The sequence below is a fragment of the Succinatimonas hippei YIT 12066 genome, from assembly GCF_000188195.1.
In the GTDB taxonomy this organism is placed as follows: domain Bacteria; phylum Pseudomonadota; class Gammaproteobacteria; order Enterobacterales; family Succinivibrionaceae; genus Succinatimonas; species Succinatimonas hippei.
In genome coordinates this window covers 1-14,623 of sequence record NZ_GL831021.1, presented here as the reverse complement: position 1 = coordinate 14,623, position 14,623 = coordinate 1, and the positions used below count along the sequence as shown (strand labels likewise).

At 39.4% G+C, this 14,623-nt stretch carries 10 protein-coding genes; all 10 read left to right on the top strand.

What is annotated here, in order from left to right:
* Positions 1-117: 117 nt before the first annotated feature.
* On the top strand, positions 118-861 hold the full coding sequence (locus HMPREF9444_RS06990) for a basic amino acid ABC transporter substrate-binding protein (RefSeq protein WP_148514401.1): 744 nt from the start codon (positions 118-120) through the stop codon (positions 859-861).
* Between the two features lie 199 nt (positions 862-1,060).
* Positions 1,061-2,047: a class II fructose-bisphosphatase gene (gene glpX, locus HMPREF9444_RS06985; protein ID WP_040909378.1), complete on the top strand. Its 987-nt coding sequence runs from the start codon at positions 1,061-1,063 to the stop codon at positions 2,045-2,047.
* A gap of 242 nt (positions 2,048-2,289) precedes the next feature.
* Positions 2,290-2,628, top strand: a complete 339-nt coding sequence (locus HMPREF9444_RS06980) for a P-II family nitrogen regulator (RefSeq protein ID WP_009143703.1) — start codon at positions 2,290-2,292, stop codon at positions 2,626-2,628.
* 10 nt (positions 2,629-2,638) lie between these two features.
* Positions 2,639-3,226: a transglycosylase SLT domain-containing protein gene (locus HMPREF9444_RS06975; protein WP_009143702.1), complete on the top strand. Its 588-nt coding sequence runs from the start codon at positions 2,639-2,641 to the stop codon at positions 3,224-3,226.
* Positions 3,227-3,242: 16 nt separating this feature from the next.
* Complete coding sequence (gene luxS / locus HMPREF9444_RS06970; protein ID WP_009143701.1) at positions 3,243-3,761, top strand: S-ribosylhomocysteine lyase; 519 nt, start codon at positions 3,243-3,245, stop codon at positions 3,759-3,761.
* The gene (gene gmhB / locus HMPREF9444_RS06965) at positions 3,758-4,297 is read left to right on the top strand and encodes a D-glycero-beta-D-manno-heptose 1,7-bisphosphate 7-phosphatase (RefSeq protein WP_009143700.1); all 540 of its coding nucleotides are present in this window, start codon (positions 3,758-3,760) and stop codon (positions 4,295-4,297) included. Before luxS ends, gmhB begins: the two co-directional genes overlap by 4 nt.
* Positions 4,298-4,525: 228 nt before the next feature.
* Entirely contained in the window at positions 4,526-4,753 is a 228-nt protein-coding gene (locus HMPREF9444_RS06960) for an LPP leucine zipper domain-containing protein (protein WP_040909377.1), read from the top strand.
* 121 nt (positions 4,754-4,874) lie between these two features.
* On the top strand, positions 4,875-8,402 hold the full coding sequence (gene recC, locus HMPREF9444_RS06955; RefSeq protein ID WP_009143698.1) for an exodeoxyribonuclease V subunit gamma: 3,528 nt from the start codon (positions 4,875-4,877) through the stop codon (positions 8,400-8,402).
* A 14-nt stretch (positions 8,403-8,416) separates the two neighbouring features.
* Positions 8,417-12,331, top strand: coding sequence for an exodeoxyribonuclease V subunit beta (gene recB / locus HMPREF9444_RS06950; RefSeq protein ID WP_009143697.1), 3,915 nt, complete (start codon positions 8,417-8,419; stop codon positions 12,329-12,331).
* Between the two features lie 11 nt (positions 12,332-12,342).
* Positions 12,343-14,511 (top strand): exodeoxyribonuclease V subunit alpha, encoded by a 2,169-nt coding sequence (recD, locus tag HMPREF9444_RS06945; protein WP_009143696.1) that lies wholly within the window; start codon positions 12,343-12,345, stop codon positions 14,509-14,511.
* The last annotated feature ends 112 nt before the right edge of the window (positions 14,512-14,623 follow it).

Sequence of the window (14,623 nt, the reverse complement as noted above, 5' to 3'; positions counted from 1 at the left end):
GGTGCCGGTGTTGTTGACAACGTCATCGAATAATTTATAAATAATTAAATTTATTTGTAAGAGGGGACGGCGGCACTAGGTGCCAATGTCCCCTTAATGTTTTCAGGAATCCTAAAAATGAAGAAAGTTTTTGCCGCTTGTGCATTAGCCTTAAGTGCATTTTGCGTAAGTGCTCAGGCTGACACTTTAAAAGTAGGATCTCATCCTACTTTTGCTCCTTTTGAATTTGTTGACAGCGAAGGCAAAGCCATCGGCTTTGATATTGATTTAATTAATGCCATTGCTAAAGCCAACGGTGATACCGTCGAAATCGTTTCCATGCCGTTTGACGGTCTTATTCCTGCTTTAGTTACCAATCAAATTGATGCCATTATTTCCGGCATGACTATTACAGATGCCCGTAAAGAGCGTGTCGAGTTTACTGACGGCTACTATAAGTCAATTCAGTCTGTTTTGATCCGTAAGGCCGATGCCGAAAAATTCAAGAAAGTTGAAGATCTTAAAGGTCAGAAAATCTGTACTCAGATCGGCACTACAGGTGATAAGTTTGCTCGCACTTTGTCAGAAGACGTAATTGCCATGAATAATGAGCCTGATGCGCTTATGGAGTTACGCAACGGCGGTTGTGCTGCTTTAATAAACGATCGTCCGACCAATTTGTATTATCTGCTGCAGTCAAAAGCAACTGAAATCGGTGAGCTTAAGGATGATTCTTTGTATTTAAATCCCGAGTTCTACGGTATTGCCGTTAACAAAAACAATAAAGCTTTAGTCAAGCGTTTAAACGCCGGTCTTGAGAAAATTGCCGCTTCAGGTGAATTAAAGTCTATTCATGAGAAATGGTTCGGCGTCGCCGATTAGTTAAAAGTTTTTAAAGTCAAAAGGAGCTCATTATGGGCTCTTTTTTTTGCACAAAATTGATGAATAACAGTAGATTATCCTTTAGATTTAATTCTTTTTAATGATTTTTTTGATCTGTTCCAAAAGATGAATGCGTGCTTAATTACAAAAATAGTCTAAAGTCCTAAACTAGAAGCTATAGTTTTGGGGGAGTATGAAGATGCAACAGCATTTAGCAGATAAAAATATCGCATTAGATTTAGTCAGAGTTACTGAGGCTGCAGCTTTAGCGGCCGCTCGTTATTTTGGTCGCGGAGATAAAGAAGCAGCAGATGAAGCGGCCGTAGAAGCTATGAGAATAGCTTTTCAAGGTATACATATTCGCGGAACTGTAGTTATCGGAGAGGGTGAGAAGGATCATGCTCCGATGCTGTATAACGGTGAAAAGGTAGGTTTCGGTGATGGCCCTGAAATGGATGTAGCAGTAGACCCCGTTGACGGTACTACTGCTGTAGCTTTCGGTTATAACAATTCCCTTGCTGTGGTAGGTTTGGCACAAAAGGGCTGTATGTTTAATCCCGGTCCTAGCTATTACTGCAAGAAGCTTGTCGTAGGCAAGGATGCCGCAGGCGTAATTGATATTGATGCTCCGATTAAGGATAACTTAATTAAAGTTGCTAAGGCTAAGGGAAAACCTGTAAGCGAATTAAAGGTGTTCGTGTTATTAAAGCCGCGTCATGAGAAATTGATTCGTGATATCCGTATGGCCGGTGCGCGCGTAATAACTCATCGCGACGGAGATATCGCAGGTGCCATTTTGGCAGCAGATCCCCGTTCTTCAGTGGATATGCTTGTAGGCACCGGCGGAACTCCTGAGGCGGTTTTGTCATGCTGCGCTATTAAAGGATCCGGCGCGCAGATGTTAACCCGCCTTGATCCGCAATCTGAAGAAGAACGTAAGGCTATTATTGATGCCGGAATCGACATTGATGCGGTTCGTGGTGTAAGTGATATTATTACCACCGATCAGTGTTTCTTTGCCGCAACCGGAATTACTGAAGGCGAATTGTTAAACGGTGTGCGTTATAAGGGCGATTTCGGTGTAACTCATTCTCTTACCGTGCGCGGACGTACCGGTACTATTCGCTATATCCAGGCCTGGCATGACCGCAGAAAACTTTCCAAGATGAGTTCGATTGATTATTAGTATGTATTAAAAATGACTAAGACAGGGAAGATGAGAAAAAATCTTCCTTGTTTTTTTTTTGGTACATACCGATTTGTTTTTGTTAAACTTTTGCACTATTAAAGTACTGTAGCCCAAAATAAAGCATATGCTTTTATTTGGGTTGCTATAATATACGATAAAAGAAACGGTTGATTATTGTATAAAACCGCGATAATTACAGATTTAAAGGACACTAATAGAGGGCGCAGGGCGCAAAAAGTATGAAAAAGATAGTAGCAATTATTAAACCATTTAAGTTAGATGATGTTCGTGAAGCTTTAAGCGCTAACGGTATTTCCGGAATGACGGTCTCTGAAGTGAAGGGGTTTGGCCGTCAGAAAGGACATACCGAGTTGTATCGCGGTGCCGAGTACGTAGTCGACTTTTTGCCCAAAGCAAAGCTTGAGCTGGTTGTTAAGGATGAAGATGTCGATGTATGTATTGAAGCGATTATTAAAGGCGCACATACCGGTAAAATCGGCGACGGCAAGATTTTCGTCTCCGATATTGAACGCGTAGTTCGTATTCGTACCGGAGAAGAAGGCGAAGACGCCATTTAAAAGAAAAGATATGTTAAGAAATCTTATAGCCGTATCCGTAACAGCCGCGCTATTGGCGATAACCTCAAGCGGCTGTTCTGTTTCTCCTCCGTCAAACCCCAATAATCTTTGCTCTATCTTTCAGGAAAAAGACAGCTGGTATTCGGCAGCTCATGAGGTTCATGATAAGTACGGAGTTCCGATTCATGTCGCAATGGCCATAATGTATCAGGAATCAAGTTTTGTGGAAGATGCAAAGCCTCCGATGCGCTGGTTCTTATTTATTCCGTACGGCCGCGGAAGCTCAGCATACGGTTATGCTCAGGCACAAGATCCTGTTTGGGAAGATTATCTTGATGAAGCTGGCTCTTTCTTCTCAGATCGGGATGATTTTGTCGATGCTCTTGATTTTATTGCTTGGTACATGACCAAGACGAAAGAGGCAAACGGTATTGCCTTATCCGATGCTTATAACCAATATCTTAATTATCATGAGGGATGGAACGGATTTAAAAACGGATCTTATCGCTCTAAAGATTGGCTATTAAAAGCTGCTCGCAGTGTACAGCAGCGAGCAGATTCTTATAAACAGCAGCTTTTGCACTGCGATCTTTATTAATAAATCAGGAATAAAAATGCCTTTAGTAGATAGCTTTCAGGTTGATCATACGATAATGCCGGCTCCTTCGGTGCGTAAAGCCAAAGAACTTACAACCCCAAAGGGCGATACGATTGAAGTATTTGACTTACGTTTTGTAAAGCCTAACCATGAGATGCTGCCCAGTGCCGGACTGCACACTTTAGAGCACTTTTTTGCAGGGTTCATGCGTGAGCACTTAAACGGTCCCGAGGTTGAAATTATTGATATATCTCCTATGGGATGCAGAACCGGATTTTATATGTCTTTAATCGGCTCTCCGGACTTGAAGTCGGTAGCCGATGCGTTTAAAGCCTCCATGGAAGACATTATTAAGATCGATAACGATGCCGAGATCCCGGGAGCTAATATTTATCAATGCGGTTCATGCCAAATGCATTCTTTGCATGAGGCAAAGGAAATCGCTAAAGAAGTTTTAAAACATCAAATAGTTGTCGTTGATTCCAAAGATATTGCCTTAAATCAAGAAGAATTAAAGAAAATCGCTAAGCTATGAAAAAAGCCGTGTTTTTTGATCGCGACGGGGTAATTAACGTCGATCATGGTTATGTAGGCAGAATAAGTGATTTTGAGTTTTTGGACGGCGTCTTTATGACGCTGTCTGCATTTAGACGCTTAGGTTATTTGCTTATTCTTACCACCAATCAGTCAGGAATCGCTCGCGGCTTTTACAGCGAAGAAGATTTTTTGAAGTTAAGCGAGTATATGCAAAGCGTACTTAAAGAGTATGATGCAGCCTTTGACGGTATTTATTATTGTCCTCATCATCCAAATGCTCAGGTTTTGCAGTACAAAAAAGAATGTAATTGTCGTAAACCAAAACCCGGAATGTTTTTAGATGCAGTTGCTAAGTTTAATATTGATGTGAATCAATCTGCAATGATAGGAGATCATGCAGGTGATTTAATTGCGGCAAAAGCCGCCGGAATTTCCCGTTTGTTTTTGGTAGGCAATCATATTCAGACGGAAAAAATTAAAGTTCCGGAATGTATTTGCTGTTCTTCCGTAAGTGAGTGCTTAAAATATTTTTAGTTTAAATTTGCTCTGATTTGGAACGTAAAACAGGCATTGATAAAAGTTCTCAAAGAGAAAAATACATTGTACGGTAAGGAGTTTAGATAATTATTCTGTATTGTTTTATACATTTTCTCTTGCAGTAATTATTATTTTTAGTAAAAATCAATTTTTTTGTATTAGAATACGCAAAGCAACAGACAACATGTTGTTAATTTAAATGTGATACAGTTTTTGGAGAAAATCATGACTAAGTATCAGGCAATTTTAGGCGCTGCAGTATTAAGCGCTACCGTTTTAGCAGGTTGCTCTTCAAGCGATGCTTTGAATGCTAAGCTTGATGCTATCGCTGCCGATGTTGACGCTTTGAAGGCTCAGCAGTCCAAGCTTGCTAACGATGTTGCTTTTGTTAAGTCCGACGCTGCCCGTGCTAACGAGCGTCTTGACAACTTAGCTCGTCGCTACAAGAAGTAATTTCTTATAGAGATTAGTTAATAGGGCCCGCTTTTATGCGGGCTTTTTTGTATCTGTAAAAAAGCTCATAGCATAAACATTTTTCCTAAGCTACAATTTTTCCAGGCAAAAGGAAAAAATTATGAGCAATCCGCAATTTAACGTCATTAATTCAAACAGTCTTGAAACTTTATCTAAGATCTGCGCTCAGCTGATGGAGCGCTATCCTCTTACCGATCCTCTTTTAAATGAGGAAATTGTGGTAATGAGTATGGGAATGCGTTCTTTTTTAACGCAGGAAATCGCCAAGCAGAATCAAATTGCTGCACAATGTAACTTTCAGCAAATTTGGCAGCTTATTTGGAGTATTCATAATAAAGTCAACGGCAGTGACGATAAATTAAACCGTTTTGACAGATCTTATATTGCATGGAACATTGCCGGAATGCGCGATATCTGGTCAAATCCCGCAATTAAGGGATTTGAAAAGATGCAGGAATATGTCAAAGACGATAATGACGGTTCGCGCTGTTATGAGCTTGCGGCAAAAATTGCCGATACTTTTGATCAGTATCAGATGTACAGACCTGATTGGATTGCCGCATTTAATACCTTTACCTATGATGATTTTCTTACGTTTGATGCAGATAACGAAGCTTCTTGTAAGATTAACGACTGGATAAATGAAAATGCCCGCAGCAAGAATTCAGAAGGTCGCAGCAGAGCAATTCGTGACGTACTTGTTTCTAATTTGTGGCAGGTAAGATTATGGTGCATGTTAAGAAGTAATTTTCTGCTGCAAAGTGAAGACGGAAAGCCTCTTGAAGGAATTGAAAGAGAAAACGCGTTATTGGATCGTGCTGAGGTAATGCTGCGGCTTCGTATGGCTTTATTGTCGGATAGAAAGATTGAAGGATTGCCGCAAAGAGTGTTTATTTTCGGAGTATCGTCGTTACCTTTGCAGGTCATTTCCTTTCTGGAGGCGCTGTCATACCGTTGTCCGGTATTTTTGTTTTTGTTAAATCCTTGTGCCGAATACTGGGGAGATATTGATTCAAGCTGGAAGTTTAATTTTAAAGAGTATAAAAAGCGGATTTTAGCAGTCACCGACAAACAGTATCCTTTAGGTGAAAATCAGCGCAATGCCGGGATTGGAAAAAATTTTGGGGAAAACTCATATAACAGTACCGGAGATTTAATTGAAGGCAATCCCTTGCTGTTATCTTTTGGCAAGCAGGCGCGTGACAATTTAGCTTTACTTTTATCTCAGGAACCTGTTCCTCTTTTTATCAATGCTTTTATTGAAAATGACGAATCTTCGCTTTTAGGCGCTATTCAGCGCCAGCTGTTGTCTTTAAGTGTTCCGGAAGAGCCGGTAGTAATACAAGATAGTGATACCTCGTTATCCGTTCATGCCTGCCATACCAAACGCCGTGAAATAGAGGTTTTACGCGATGCAATTTTGCAGAAATTCAAGGAGGCGAAGGAAAAAGGAGAAAAGCTTCGACCTCGCGATATTGTGGTTATGGTTCCTGCTATTAATGAATATGCTCCCTACATAAGCGCTGTTTTCGGTGAAGTTTCTCCTGAGGCAAATGATTACCTTCCTTTTGGCATATCTGATAGAACGGTGTCGCAGTCAAGTCTTATCGCCGGTGCGGTTTTGACTTTAATAAATATAAGTTCTGAGCGTATTACCAATGTGCTTTTAACCGATTTACTGAGTGTTCCTGCGATAGGTGCCAAATTTAATATTGATGCAGATGACGTAAGTTTAATCGTCAGGTGGTTTACGGATAATGCGGTTTTTTGGGGACTTGACGATCTTGATACGCAAAAGGAGTCGCAAATAAAGCTTGAAGGAACTTTTGAAGAAGGCCTAAAGCGTATGGTATCAGGTGAAATGCTGGGACCTGATTATGACTGTTATCCGGAAATTGAAGGAGATGACGCAAGACTTCTCGGTAATTTGGCGTACTTTATAAGAGAGCTTAAAAAGCTTAGGGACATTTTCACTCCGGAACTTAGCGTTGATCCTAGTGAATGGGGCAGCCTTTTAAACGAGTACATAATAAATAAGTTTTTCGTTTTGGATGATGAGGTTTTAAGCGAACTTAATCCTTTATTTGAAACGGTGGATTCGGTAAGCAAAATCATAAACTCGTTACAACATAAGCCTAAAATTACTTTACAGGTTTTTCTCGTGATGCTGTCGCGCGCGCTTGATATGCAGCGCGAATTTAATCCTTATCTGCGGGATCGCGTTAATTTTTGTTCACTGGTGCCGATGCGTGCCGTACCGTTTAAGCACGTGTTTATCTTGGGGCTTAATGATATGGATTTCCCGCGCGATGAAAGAACTCCGGGATTTAATCTGATGTCTGTAAAAGGTCTTTTCCGCCGGGGTGACAGATCTCGCGGTCTTGATGACAGGTTTTTATTTTTAGAAGCTCTGCTTTCAGCCCGCAAGAGCATTTATTTTTCATATATAGGACAAAGTCCTATTGATAGAAAAGAATTAAATCCAAGCGTGGTGCTCACCGAGCTTATAGATTACGTCTGCGACAATTTCACTCTTGAAGGCTTAGACTCTGATAAAAAGATAAGAGCTGCTGCGGTAAAAGAAAGGATTTGGTGTCTTGAGCATATGAACTCTTATCATGAGGATAATTTCATTACCCATGATGAAGCCGGAAAATTGCCTAAAATTCCTTCATTTGACGAAAGTTCGCTGGTTATTCCGTCAGCTGATAAGCGTGAGCGGGTATTTTTAGGCGATAAAAAAGAATATGTTGCGCGAAGTGAGTTTTCCGACAAGGTTTTGCTTTCCGATCTTCTTTCTTTTTTGTCTAATTCCAGCCGTTATTTTCTATATGATGTTTTGGATATTGCTCTTGATGACGGTAAGAGTGAAGATTTAAGTGAAGTAGAAAGTTTTTCTTTAAATAGAATCGAGCGCGGAAGCTTGATTGAAACTCTCGTATATTCAGATGAAGAAAAAGGTAAAGAATTTCTGGAAAGTTTAAAGATAAAAGGTCAGCTGCCAAGCGGAATATTCGGACAAAAAGAAGAAACTTTGCTTTTAGAAAGTACTCGTAAAATAAAAGAAGCTTTGAATACATACGGATGTGCGTTAAACAAGGAAAAAACTTATATAAATGTAAGTAATGAAAAATTTACGGTAAATATTAACGGTAAGACATATACGTTTACGCTTGAAGGTATTATTGATACGGATGAATACTGCATTTATCCGTTTAACGATTTTAACAATAACTGTGTAAAACCGCTTTTGAAGTTTGCACTAAAGGCAGCTCTTGCCGCTCTTTCCGGCAAAGGTCACTCTGAATATTTGCTTATAGATAAAAACGGACAAAAGTTAATCTTTAAAGGTTATACATACGCTGAAGCTTTCGATATAACTTCAAAGCTGCTGCTTTTCTTTGCCGCAGGCCGTATTCATCCGTATCCTTTGATTATTTCAGCATTAAAGCAAAATGATTTAGCTGCTGTGATTGCCAATGGTAAGTTTACTGAGATTGCTTTTACCAAAGAGGATGCTTATGTCTTCGGATCTTTTGAACATTTAATTAAAAATGAAGTTAATAATAAGCTTTTGTTTTTATTTTATGATTTTTATAAAGATAATATTGAAAGTAGGGTCGGTTAAAGAAAGGAAGAAAAATGGCATTAAATACGAAAGCGCTTGTGATTAAGGATTTTGTCTTAAATAATTCTTCCTTGATTGAGGCAAGTGCCGGCACCGGTAAAACTTTTACCATTACTTATCTGGTATTGCGTCTTTTATTGGGCTCAGGCAATGCGAAAACACGTTTAAAGCAAGGGCCTCTTGATTTGGATCAAATCCTGATTGTAACTTTTACGCGTGCCGCCGCTTCTGATTTAAGAAAAAGAATTCGTGAAAATATAAGGCAGGCCAAAGAGGCTTTTGATGAGTTTGCCAAAGATCCTGAATATAGGGCTAAAGACGAGCCGCTTAACGATTTGCTGGTTGAGATGCAAGGTAAAGGCATCAGCCCTAAAGATTGTTCTCAGATTTTAAATAAAGCTGAGCGCGGTATCGACACAGCGGCAATTTGTACTATTCACTCTTTTTGCAATCGCGCTTTAAATCAGATTTACGCCTTTGAGGCAGGTGAAGCTTTTGAAACTGCACTTACCGATGATGTCTCGGGACAAATGAATGAAGCATTGATTTCATTGTGGCGTGAGCTTTTTTATACAAAAGAAGATCGAAGTTTTATTTTAGATGCACTCAAGAATATTGAACCTACTGCTTTAATGGCGGGGTTTTACGCTTTACATAAGGTAAAACTTACCGATCCTAAAGACGGATTTCACGGCTTTTCTGTAAAGGGGCTAAAGTATTTAAAGAGCGATTTAAGTCTTAGTGCTAATTTCGATTACTTAAAAGATGAACTTAAGCGGTTAAAAGAGAAAGAACAGCAAACTTTAAATGACTTTTTGTCTTGTTATGATAAAGATTACTTGTTTGCCTGTTACGACCGGGAAAATGCTGCTATTAATAAAAATCTGAATATTAAAAAAGCTCCGGCGCTATTAAAATCGGCAAAATCTTTACTTAATAAGCTTGCTGATGCATATGCAGATCCTGATTGCCGTAAGCTGTTTCTTGAGGAGCTTGCAAATTATCAATATGATTGTTTTGTTAAGAAGACTTCCCATAAAAGTATTGAAAATTGTAAGTTTTTTATAGATTTTGAAAATGCAGTCATAGCTCTGCATAAGGAAATTAAAGAACAGAGAACCGCTTGCAGCTTGCTGATTAATGAGCTTAGACTGGCCATCTTAATGCTTGCCGATGCAAAGTTCGGTAAGCTGTGCGCAAAAGATCGGGTAATGTCTAATGACGACGTGTTAAAGCGTCTTGATTATGCTTTAAACTGCAAGGGAGCGCAGAGCGAGCGCCTTGCTTCTTTGTTGCGTCATCGTTATCCGGTAGCTATGATTGATGAGTTCCAGGATACCGATCCGACGCAGTTTGCCATTTTTAAAAAGATTTATCTTGATAAAGATTTTGCCGATAAAGCTTTTTGCTATCTAATCGGCGACCCTAAACAGTCAATTTATGCGTTCCGCGGATCTGATATTAATTCATATCTTATCGCGCGCAATCTTATTGCAGAATTGTCAAAAGGAATGGGGCTTTATACCTTAAACACTAATTATCGCTCGCATCCTAATCTTGTGGATGGGGTTAACGTATTATTTTCACAAGAGATTAATGATAAAAACGTAAGCCCGTTTTTAACTGATGATATTAATTTTAATCCCGTAAATCATAACAGAAGCAGTTCGTTTTTTTCATTTGAAGATAGTTTTAGTGAAGCAAAAGAACCTGTCGAATATGCTGCCTTTTATGTAGATCGGATTTTAAGCGATGAACCTATTGAAAATAAGGAAGAAGCTCAAACTAAGTACGCAAAAGCTTGTGCTTTGAGGATTAAGGAGTGTCTGGAGCACGGTTTTATCTATAAAAAAACGGAAAATTGCTGTACAAAGCGTCGGGTAATTCCTTCTGACATTGCAGTACTGGTGAAAACTAAAAGGGAAAATGCCTATGTACAAAAGGAGCTTTCCGCTTTAGGGATCGGTTCGGTTTATTTTTCTGATCAATCGTCGGTTTTGGGCACCGATGAGGGAATCTCCCCTGAGGCTGGTGCCCTCATATTTTTAATGGAGGCAATGTGTGATTTCTCCAATTCACGCAAAGTAAGAAGGCTTTTAGGATCTGAGCTTTTAAGCTTAAGCGGCGATGAGTTTTGCAGCAGACTTTTAAATGAGAATTTTGAAGCGGAAGTCAGGCTGTTATTTACTTGTCGTCAAAAATGGCAGAAAGATGGTTTTTTAAGTGCTTTTTTAACTTGGTTTAAAGATCCTCTTCACGACGGACTTAAAAACACTTTATCTTTAGAAGACGGCGAACGCAGTCTTACGAATTATTTTCATTTAGCCGAAATTGTGCAGCAGGCTCACAACCGAATTTCTGGTTTGAGAGCGCAGCTTAGATGGTTTAAAGAGCTTTGCAGCACAGGACAGGATGCGCTAAACGGTGAGGATGTGCTAAAACGTCTGGACAGTGAATACGATCAGGTAAAAATTCTTACTATTCATAAATCAAAAGGTCTTGAGTTTCCTCTGGTATTTATGCCCTTTTTATGGCTTGGCGCTCAAGCTGAGTGTGCTGTTGAGTCAAGTATCGGAGGTGTTTCTTACTATGATAAGCAAGATAAGCGCTTGTGCTTTGATTTTATGCGCTCTGAAAAAAATGCCAAAGCCCATAATGATGATGCAAAACAAGAAGATCGGCGTCTTTTGTATGTGGCGCTCACCAGAGCCTGTTTTGCCAACTTTTTATTCATTGCAAACTTAGATTTAAAAAAAGCAAAGGAGTTGACCAGTCTTCGTTCTATGTTAAGCGATGACGGAAGTCCTGATTTGTTTATTGATAAGATTAAATGCGTTGATAAGCAGCAGCTGTTTTGCTTAACTTCAAGGCAAAAGAGCTTTTATGATAGTGTACAAAAATACGTAAATACTGATATTAAAAATAATCATGACAATCTTACGGCGTCGGTTTTACCTCAGGATGCCGTTTGTCGGGATTTCTCTTTTTCATCATATAGCGCTCTTGTTGCCGGACTCCATGATAAGGCGCCGTCGGTAATTGAAGGTAATAACGAAGATGATATACCCGAGATTGAAGAAGAATTTAATCAAAGACAGCTAAATGCTTTCACCTTTCCGCGCGGTACGATTCCCGGCGTGTTTTTGCATTCTTTACTTGAAAATTGCGACTTCACTTTATGTTCTGATAACAATTACTTAAAAGACTATGTCTCTAAGTTTGTACGCCAAAGTGCCAATCAAGGAACGGTCAGAAACTGGACTTATGAGGAAAAATCTGCGGTAAATGCATTAACTTTATGGCTCTACGACATTGTGAATGCTCCTCTTTTAAAGCATGAGAATAACTATTTTTCGTTGTCACGGTTAAAGCATGGATCTTTTGTTTCGGAAATGGCTTATTTACTTCCGTCAGTTGATATGGATACGCAGTTTTTAAACGATTTATGTAAAGAAAGTGCACAAGAGATTCCAGATAGAGGTTCGCTTTTAAATAAGCTTATTTCAGAACTATACCTTGATAAAAAAATTGTTACCGGCTTTATCAACGGCTTTTTGGATTTGGTTATGCGTACTGATTTTGACGGTCAGGAAAAATATTATGTGATTGACTATAAGTCGACGCATCTTGGTAATTATTATCGCGATTACGCACAAAAGAAGGTTATTCTCTCTGTTTTTGATGAACGGAACCGTTATGACGTGCAGTATCTTTTGTACACGTTGGCGCTGCATCGTATGTTGAAAACACGCAAACCCGATTATTCATATGAAAAGGATATCGGAGGTGTTTTGTATTTATATTTGCGCGGCCTTAAAGCGCCGGGATTAATGCTGGAGCCTGAAATTTCAAACGGAGTTTTTTTCACCAAACCGTCTTTCAAGATTATTGAAAGGCTTGATGCTATTTTCAGCGGTCCGAGAAAATAAGGTGATGATTTATGTCAGAGTTTGTAAAACCTATTACAACAAGTCTTATTGATGCGGCTTACGGCTGTGAATTTATTTCAAGGACCGCTCTTGCCGAGATTTACTATTTAAACACTCAATATGACTTTTCGGCGCAATCATGCAATATCTTAGCTTTTTTCCTTATGGTTTTACACCACAAGATGGATACCGGAGACGTCTGTGTAAAACTTGAGGAAAAACCTATAAAGGATTCTGTTTTACAATGGATTTCTTTACTTGAAGAGAAGCCGTCATTAACTGATGAACAGCAGATTTTTTTAGAGTTTGCCAAAGATTTTTTCGCAAAAAAATTTAGTGATTTATCAGATACATTAAAGACAATTGCAGCTATAGGAAGTGCGGATGATGACAAGCCTCTTGTTATAAGCTTAAACCGTTTGTATTTGAGGCGTTATTTTAACTATGAAAGAAAAGTAGCCGCTTTTATTTCCGGACAGTCTAAAAAAGAGATCCCGGAAAGTATGCTGTTAAAAGCACAGGATATTCTTAACTTATTGTTTGGTAAGAATAATGACGGTACCGATGTGAATTGGCAAAAGGTTGCGGCGGCTCTTCCGGTTTTTTCGCGTTTTTGCGTGATTTCAGGCGGCCCTGGTACCGGAAAAACTACCACGGTTTTGCGTATATTGTTGTTATTGCGCGCTTTATACGGATTACAACCTAAAATTATGCTCGCAGCTCCTACAGGAAAAGCTGCTTCACGCATGGCTCAATCTATCGGATTACAGCTGCAGAATACCGATCTTGATGACAAATCCTCCTTTACTTCTGTAGCCCGAGAGTTAGCGCAAAAGTGCGGGTTTGATTTTTCTGAACTCTTAGCATCGATTCCACGCAATGCTTCAACCGTACATTCTCTTTTAAAAGTAATCGTACACAAAGTAACGCCGCGTTATAACGAACAGTACCCGCTTGACTGCGATATTCTTGTGGTTGACGAAGTCTCAATGGTTGATTTATCGCTGTTTTATAAAATTATTGCCGCTTTAAAGGACGGAGCTACACTCATTATGCTCGGTGATAAAGATCAGCTCTGCTCGGTTGAGTCGGGAGCGGTTTTAGGTGATATTTGCGCAAAATTAAGTGACAGCGATACAAATGCAGTAAGTGAATCCACGCTGCGGCTTTTAAGTAAACTAAGCGGCTATAGAGCTGAAAAATTACTGGAGGAGGGGGCGCTTTCAGACTATACCGTATTGTTAAAACACAGCTGGCGTTTTAAAGATGTACAGGGCATAGGTGCGCTGGCCACTGCCGTAAATGCGGCCCCTTTAGCTGTTAAGGAAAACGGACATCATCAGATCACCGATATTTTAAAAGAGTATCAGGATAATGGGCTTGCTTATTTACGGGTAGATCAAAAGAATTTAGTAAAAGGGTCTTCCTTTATGCGCAGTCTCATAAAAGACGTTATTTCAAGTAAATCAAGATACAGTTACAAAATTTATCTTGATTATTTATGTTCTCTTGATTTTTGCGTGGATTCGGATACGACGGCAAATGAGATTTTTAGGCGGATGGATGAATTTAGAATTTTGTGCTCTAATCATAATTTGATCTTAGGCGACAGAAATCTAAATGCACTTATAGAAAGCGAAATTAAGAATCGCTTTATGTTTGGCAATAAGGAGTTTTTCCCGGGGAAAATTGTGCTCATCACCAAAAATGATGCCGGACTTAATGTGTATAACGGAGATGTGGGCTTTGTAGCATACGACGGCGCGGATGAAAAAAAAGCGCTTAAGGTTTTCATTCCGTCAGAAAAGTACGGGATCTTAAAAGTAAGCCCGATTTTTTTAAAGCACTATGAAAGCGGTTTTGCCATGACCGTACATAAAAGCCAGGGCTCTGAATATAAAAATGTGCTAATTGCGTTAAGTCCCAAGGATAGTCCGATTTTGACCAAGGAGCTTGTATATACGGCAGTGACTCGAGCCAAAGAATGGGTTACGGTGGTTGCTCTGGAGGACGTTTTGCTTCAGGCTTGCGCGCGAAAAGTCCAAAGACAAAGCGGGCTTGCCGAGCGTATAGAGCGCAAGGAAATTTTTTCGTTAGCAAAGAAAAGAGTATGTATAAGTACCGAAATCTCCTCTTACAGTAAGAAAATACCGGCAACCGATTACAGTATTTTTATTTAAATTTAATTTTTTAAAGTAAGGACTTTTGCAGTTTTGGCATATGAAGTAAAAAAAGACTAAAGGGGAAGTAAAAAAAAATAAAAAAAATAAAAAATTTTTAATGTGAGCAAAA

Coding starts and splice junctions, on each gene's coding strand:
- HMPREF9444_RS06960 (WP_040909377.1), top strand. CDS start 4,526: ATGACTAAGTATCAGGCAATTTTAGGCGCTGCAGTATTAAGCGCTACC.
- luxS (WP_009143701.1), top strand. CDS start 3,243: ATGCCTTTAGTAGATAGCTTTCAGGTTGATCATACGATAATGCCGGCT.
- gmhB (WP_009143700.1), top strand. CDS start 3,758: ATGAAAAAAGCCGTGTTTTTTGATCGCGACGGGGTAATTAACGTCGAT.
- recD (WP_009143696.1), top strand. CDS start 12,343: ATGTCAGAGTTTGTAAAACCTATTACAACAAGTCTTATTGATGCGGCT.
- recB (WP_009143697.1), top strand. CDS start 8,417: ATGGCATTAAATACGAAAGCGCTTGTGATTAAGGATTTTGTCTTAAAT.
- HMPREF9444_RS06990 (WP_148514401.1), top strand. CDS start 118: ATGAAGAAAGTTTTTGCCGCTTGTGCATTAGCCTTAAGTGCATTTTGC.
- recC (WP_009143698.1), top strand. CDS start 4,875: ATGAGCAATCCGCAATTTAACGTCATTAATTCAAACAGTCTTGAAACT.
- glpX (WP_040909378.1), top strand. CDS start 1,061: ATGCAACAGCATTTAGCAGATAAAAATATCGCATTAGATTTAGTCAGA.
- HMPREF9444_RS06975 (WP_009143702.1), top strand. CDS start 2,639: ATGTTAAGAAATCTTATAGCCGTATCCGTAACAGCCGCGCTATTGGCG.
- HMPREF9444_RS06980 (WP_009143703.1), top strand. CDS start 2,290: ATGAAAAAGATAGTAGCAATTATTAAACCATTTAAGTTAGATGATGTT.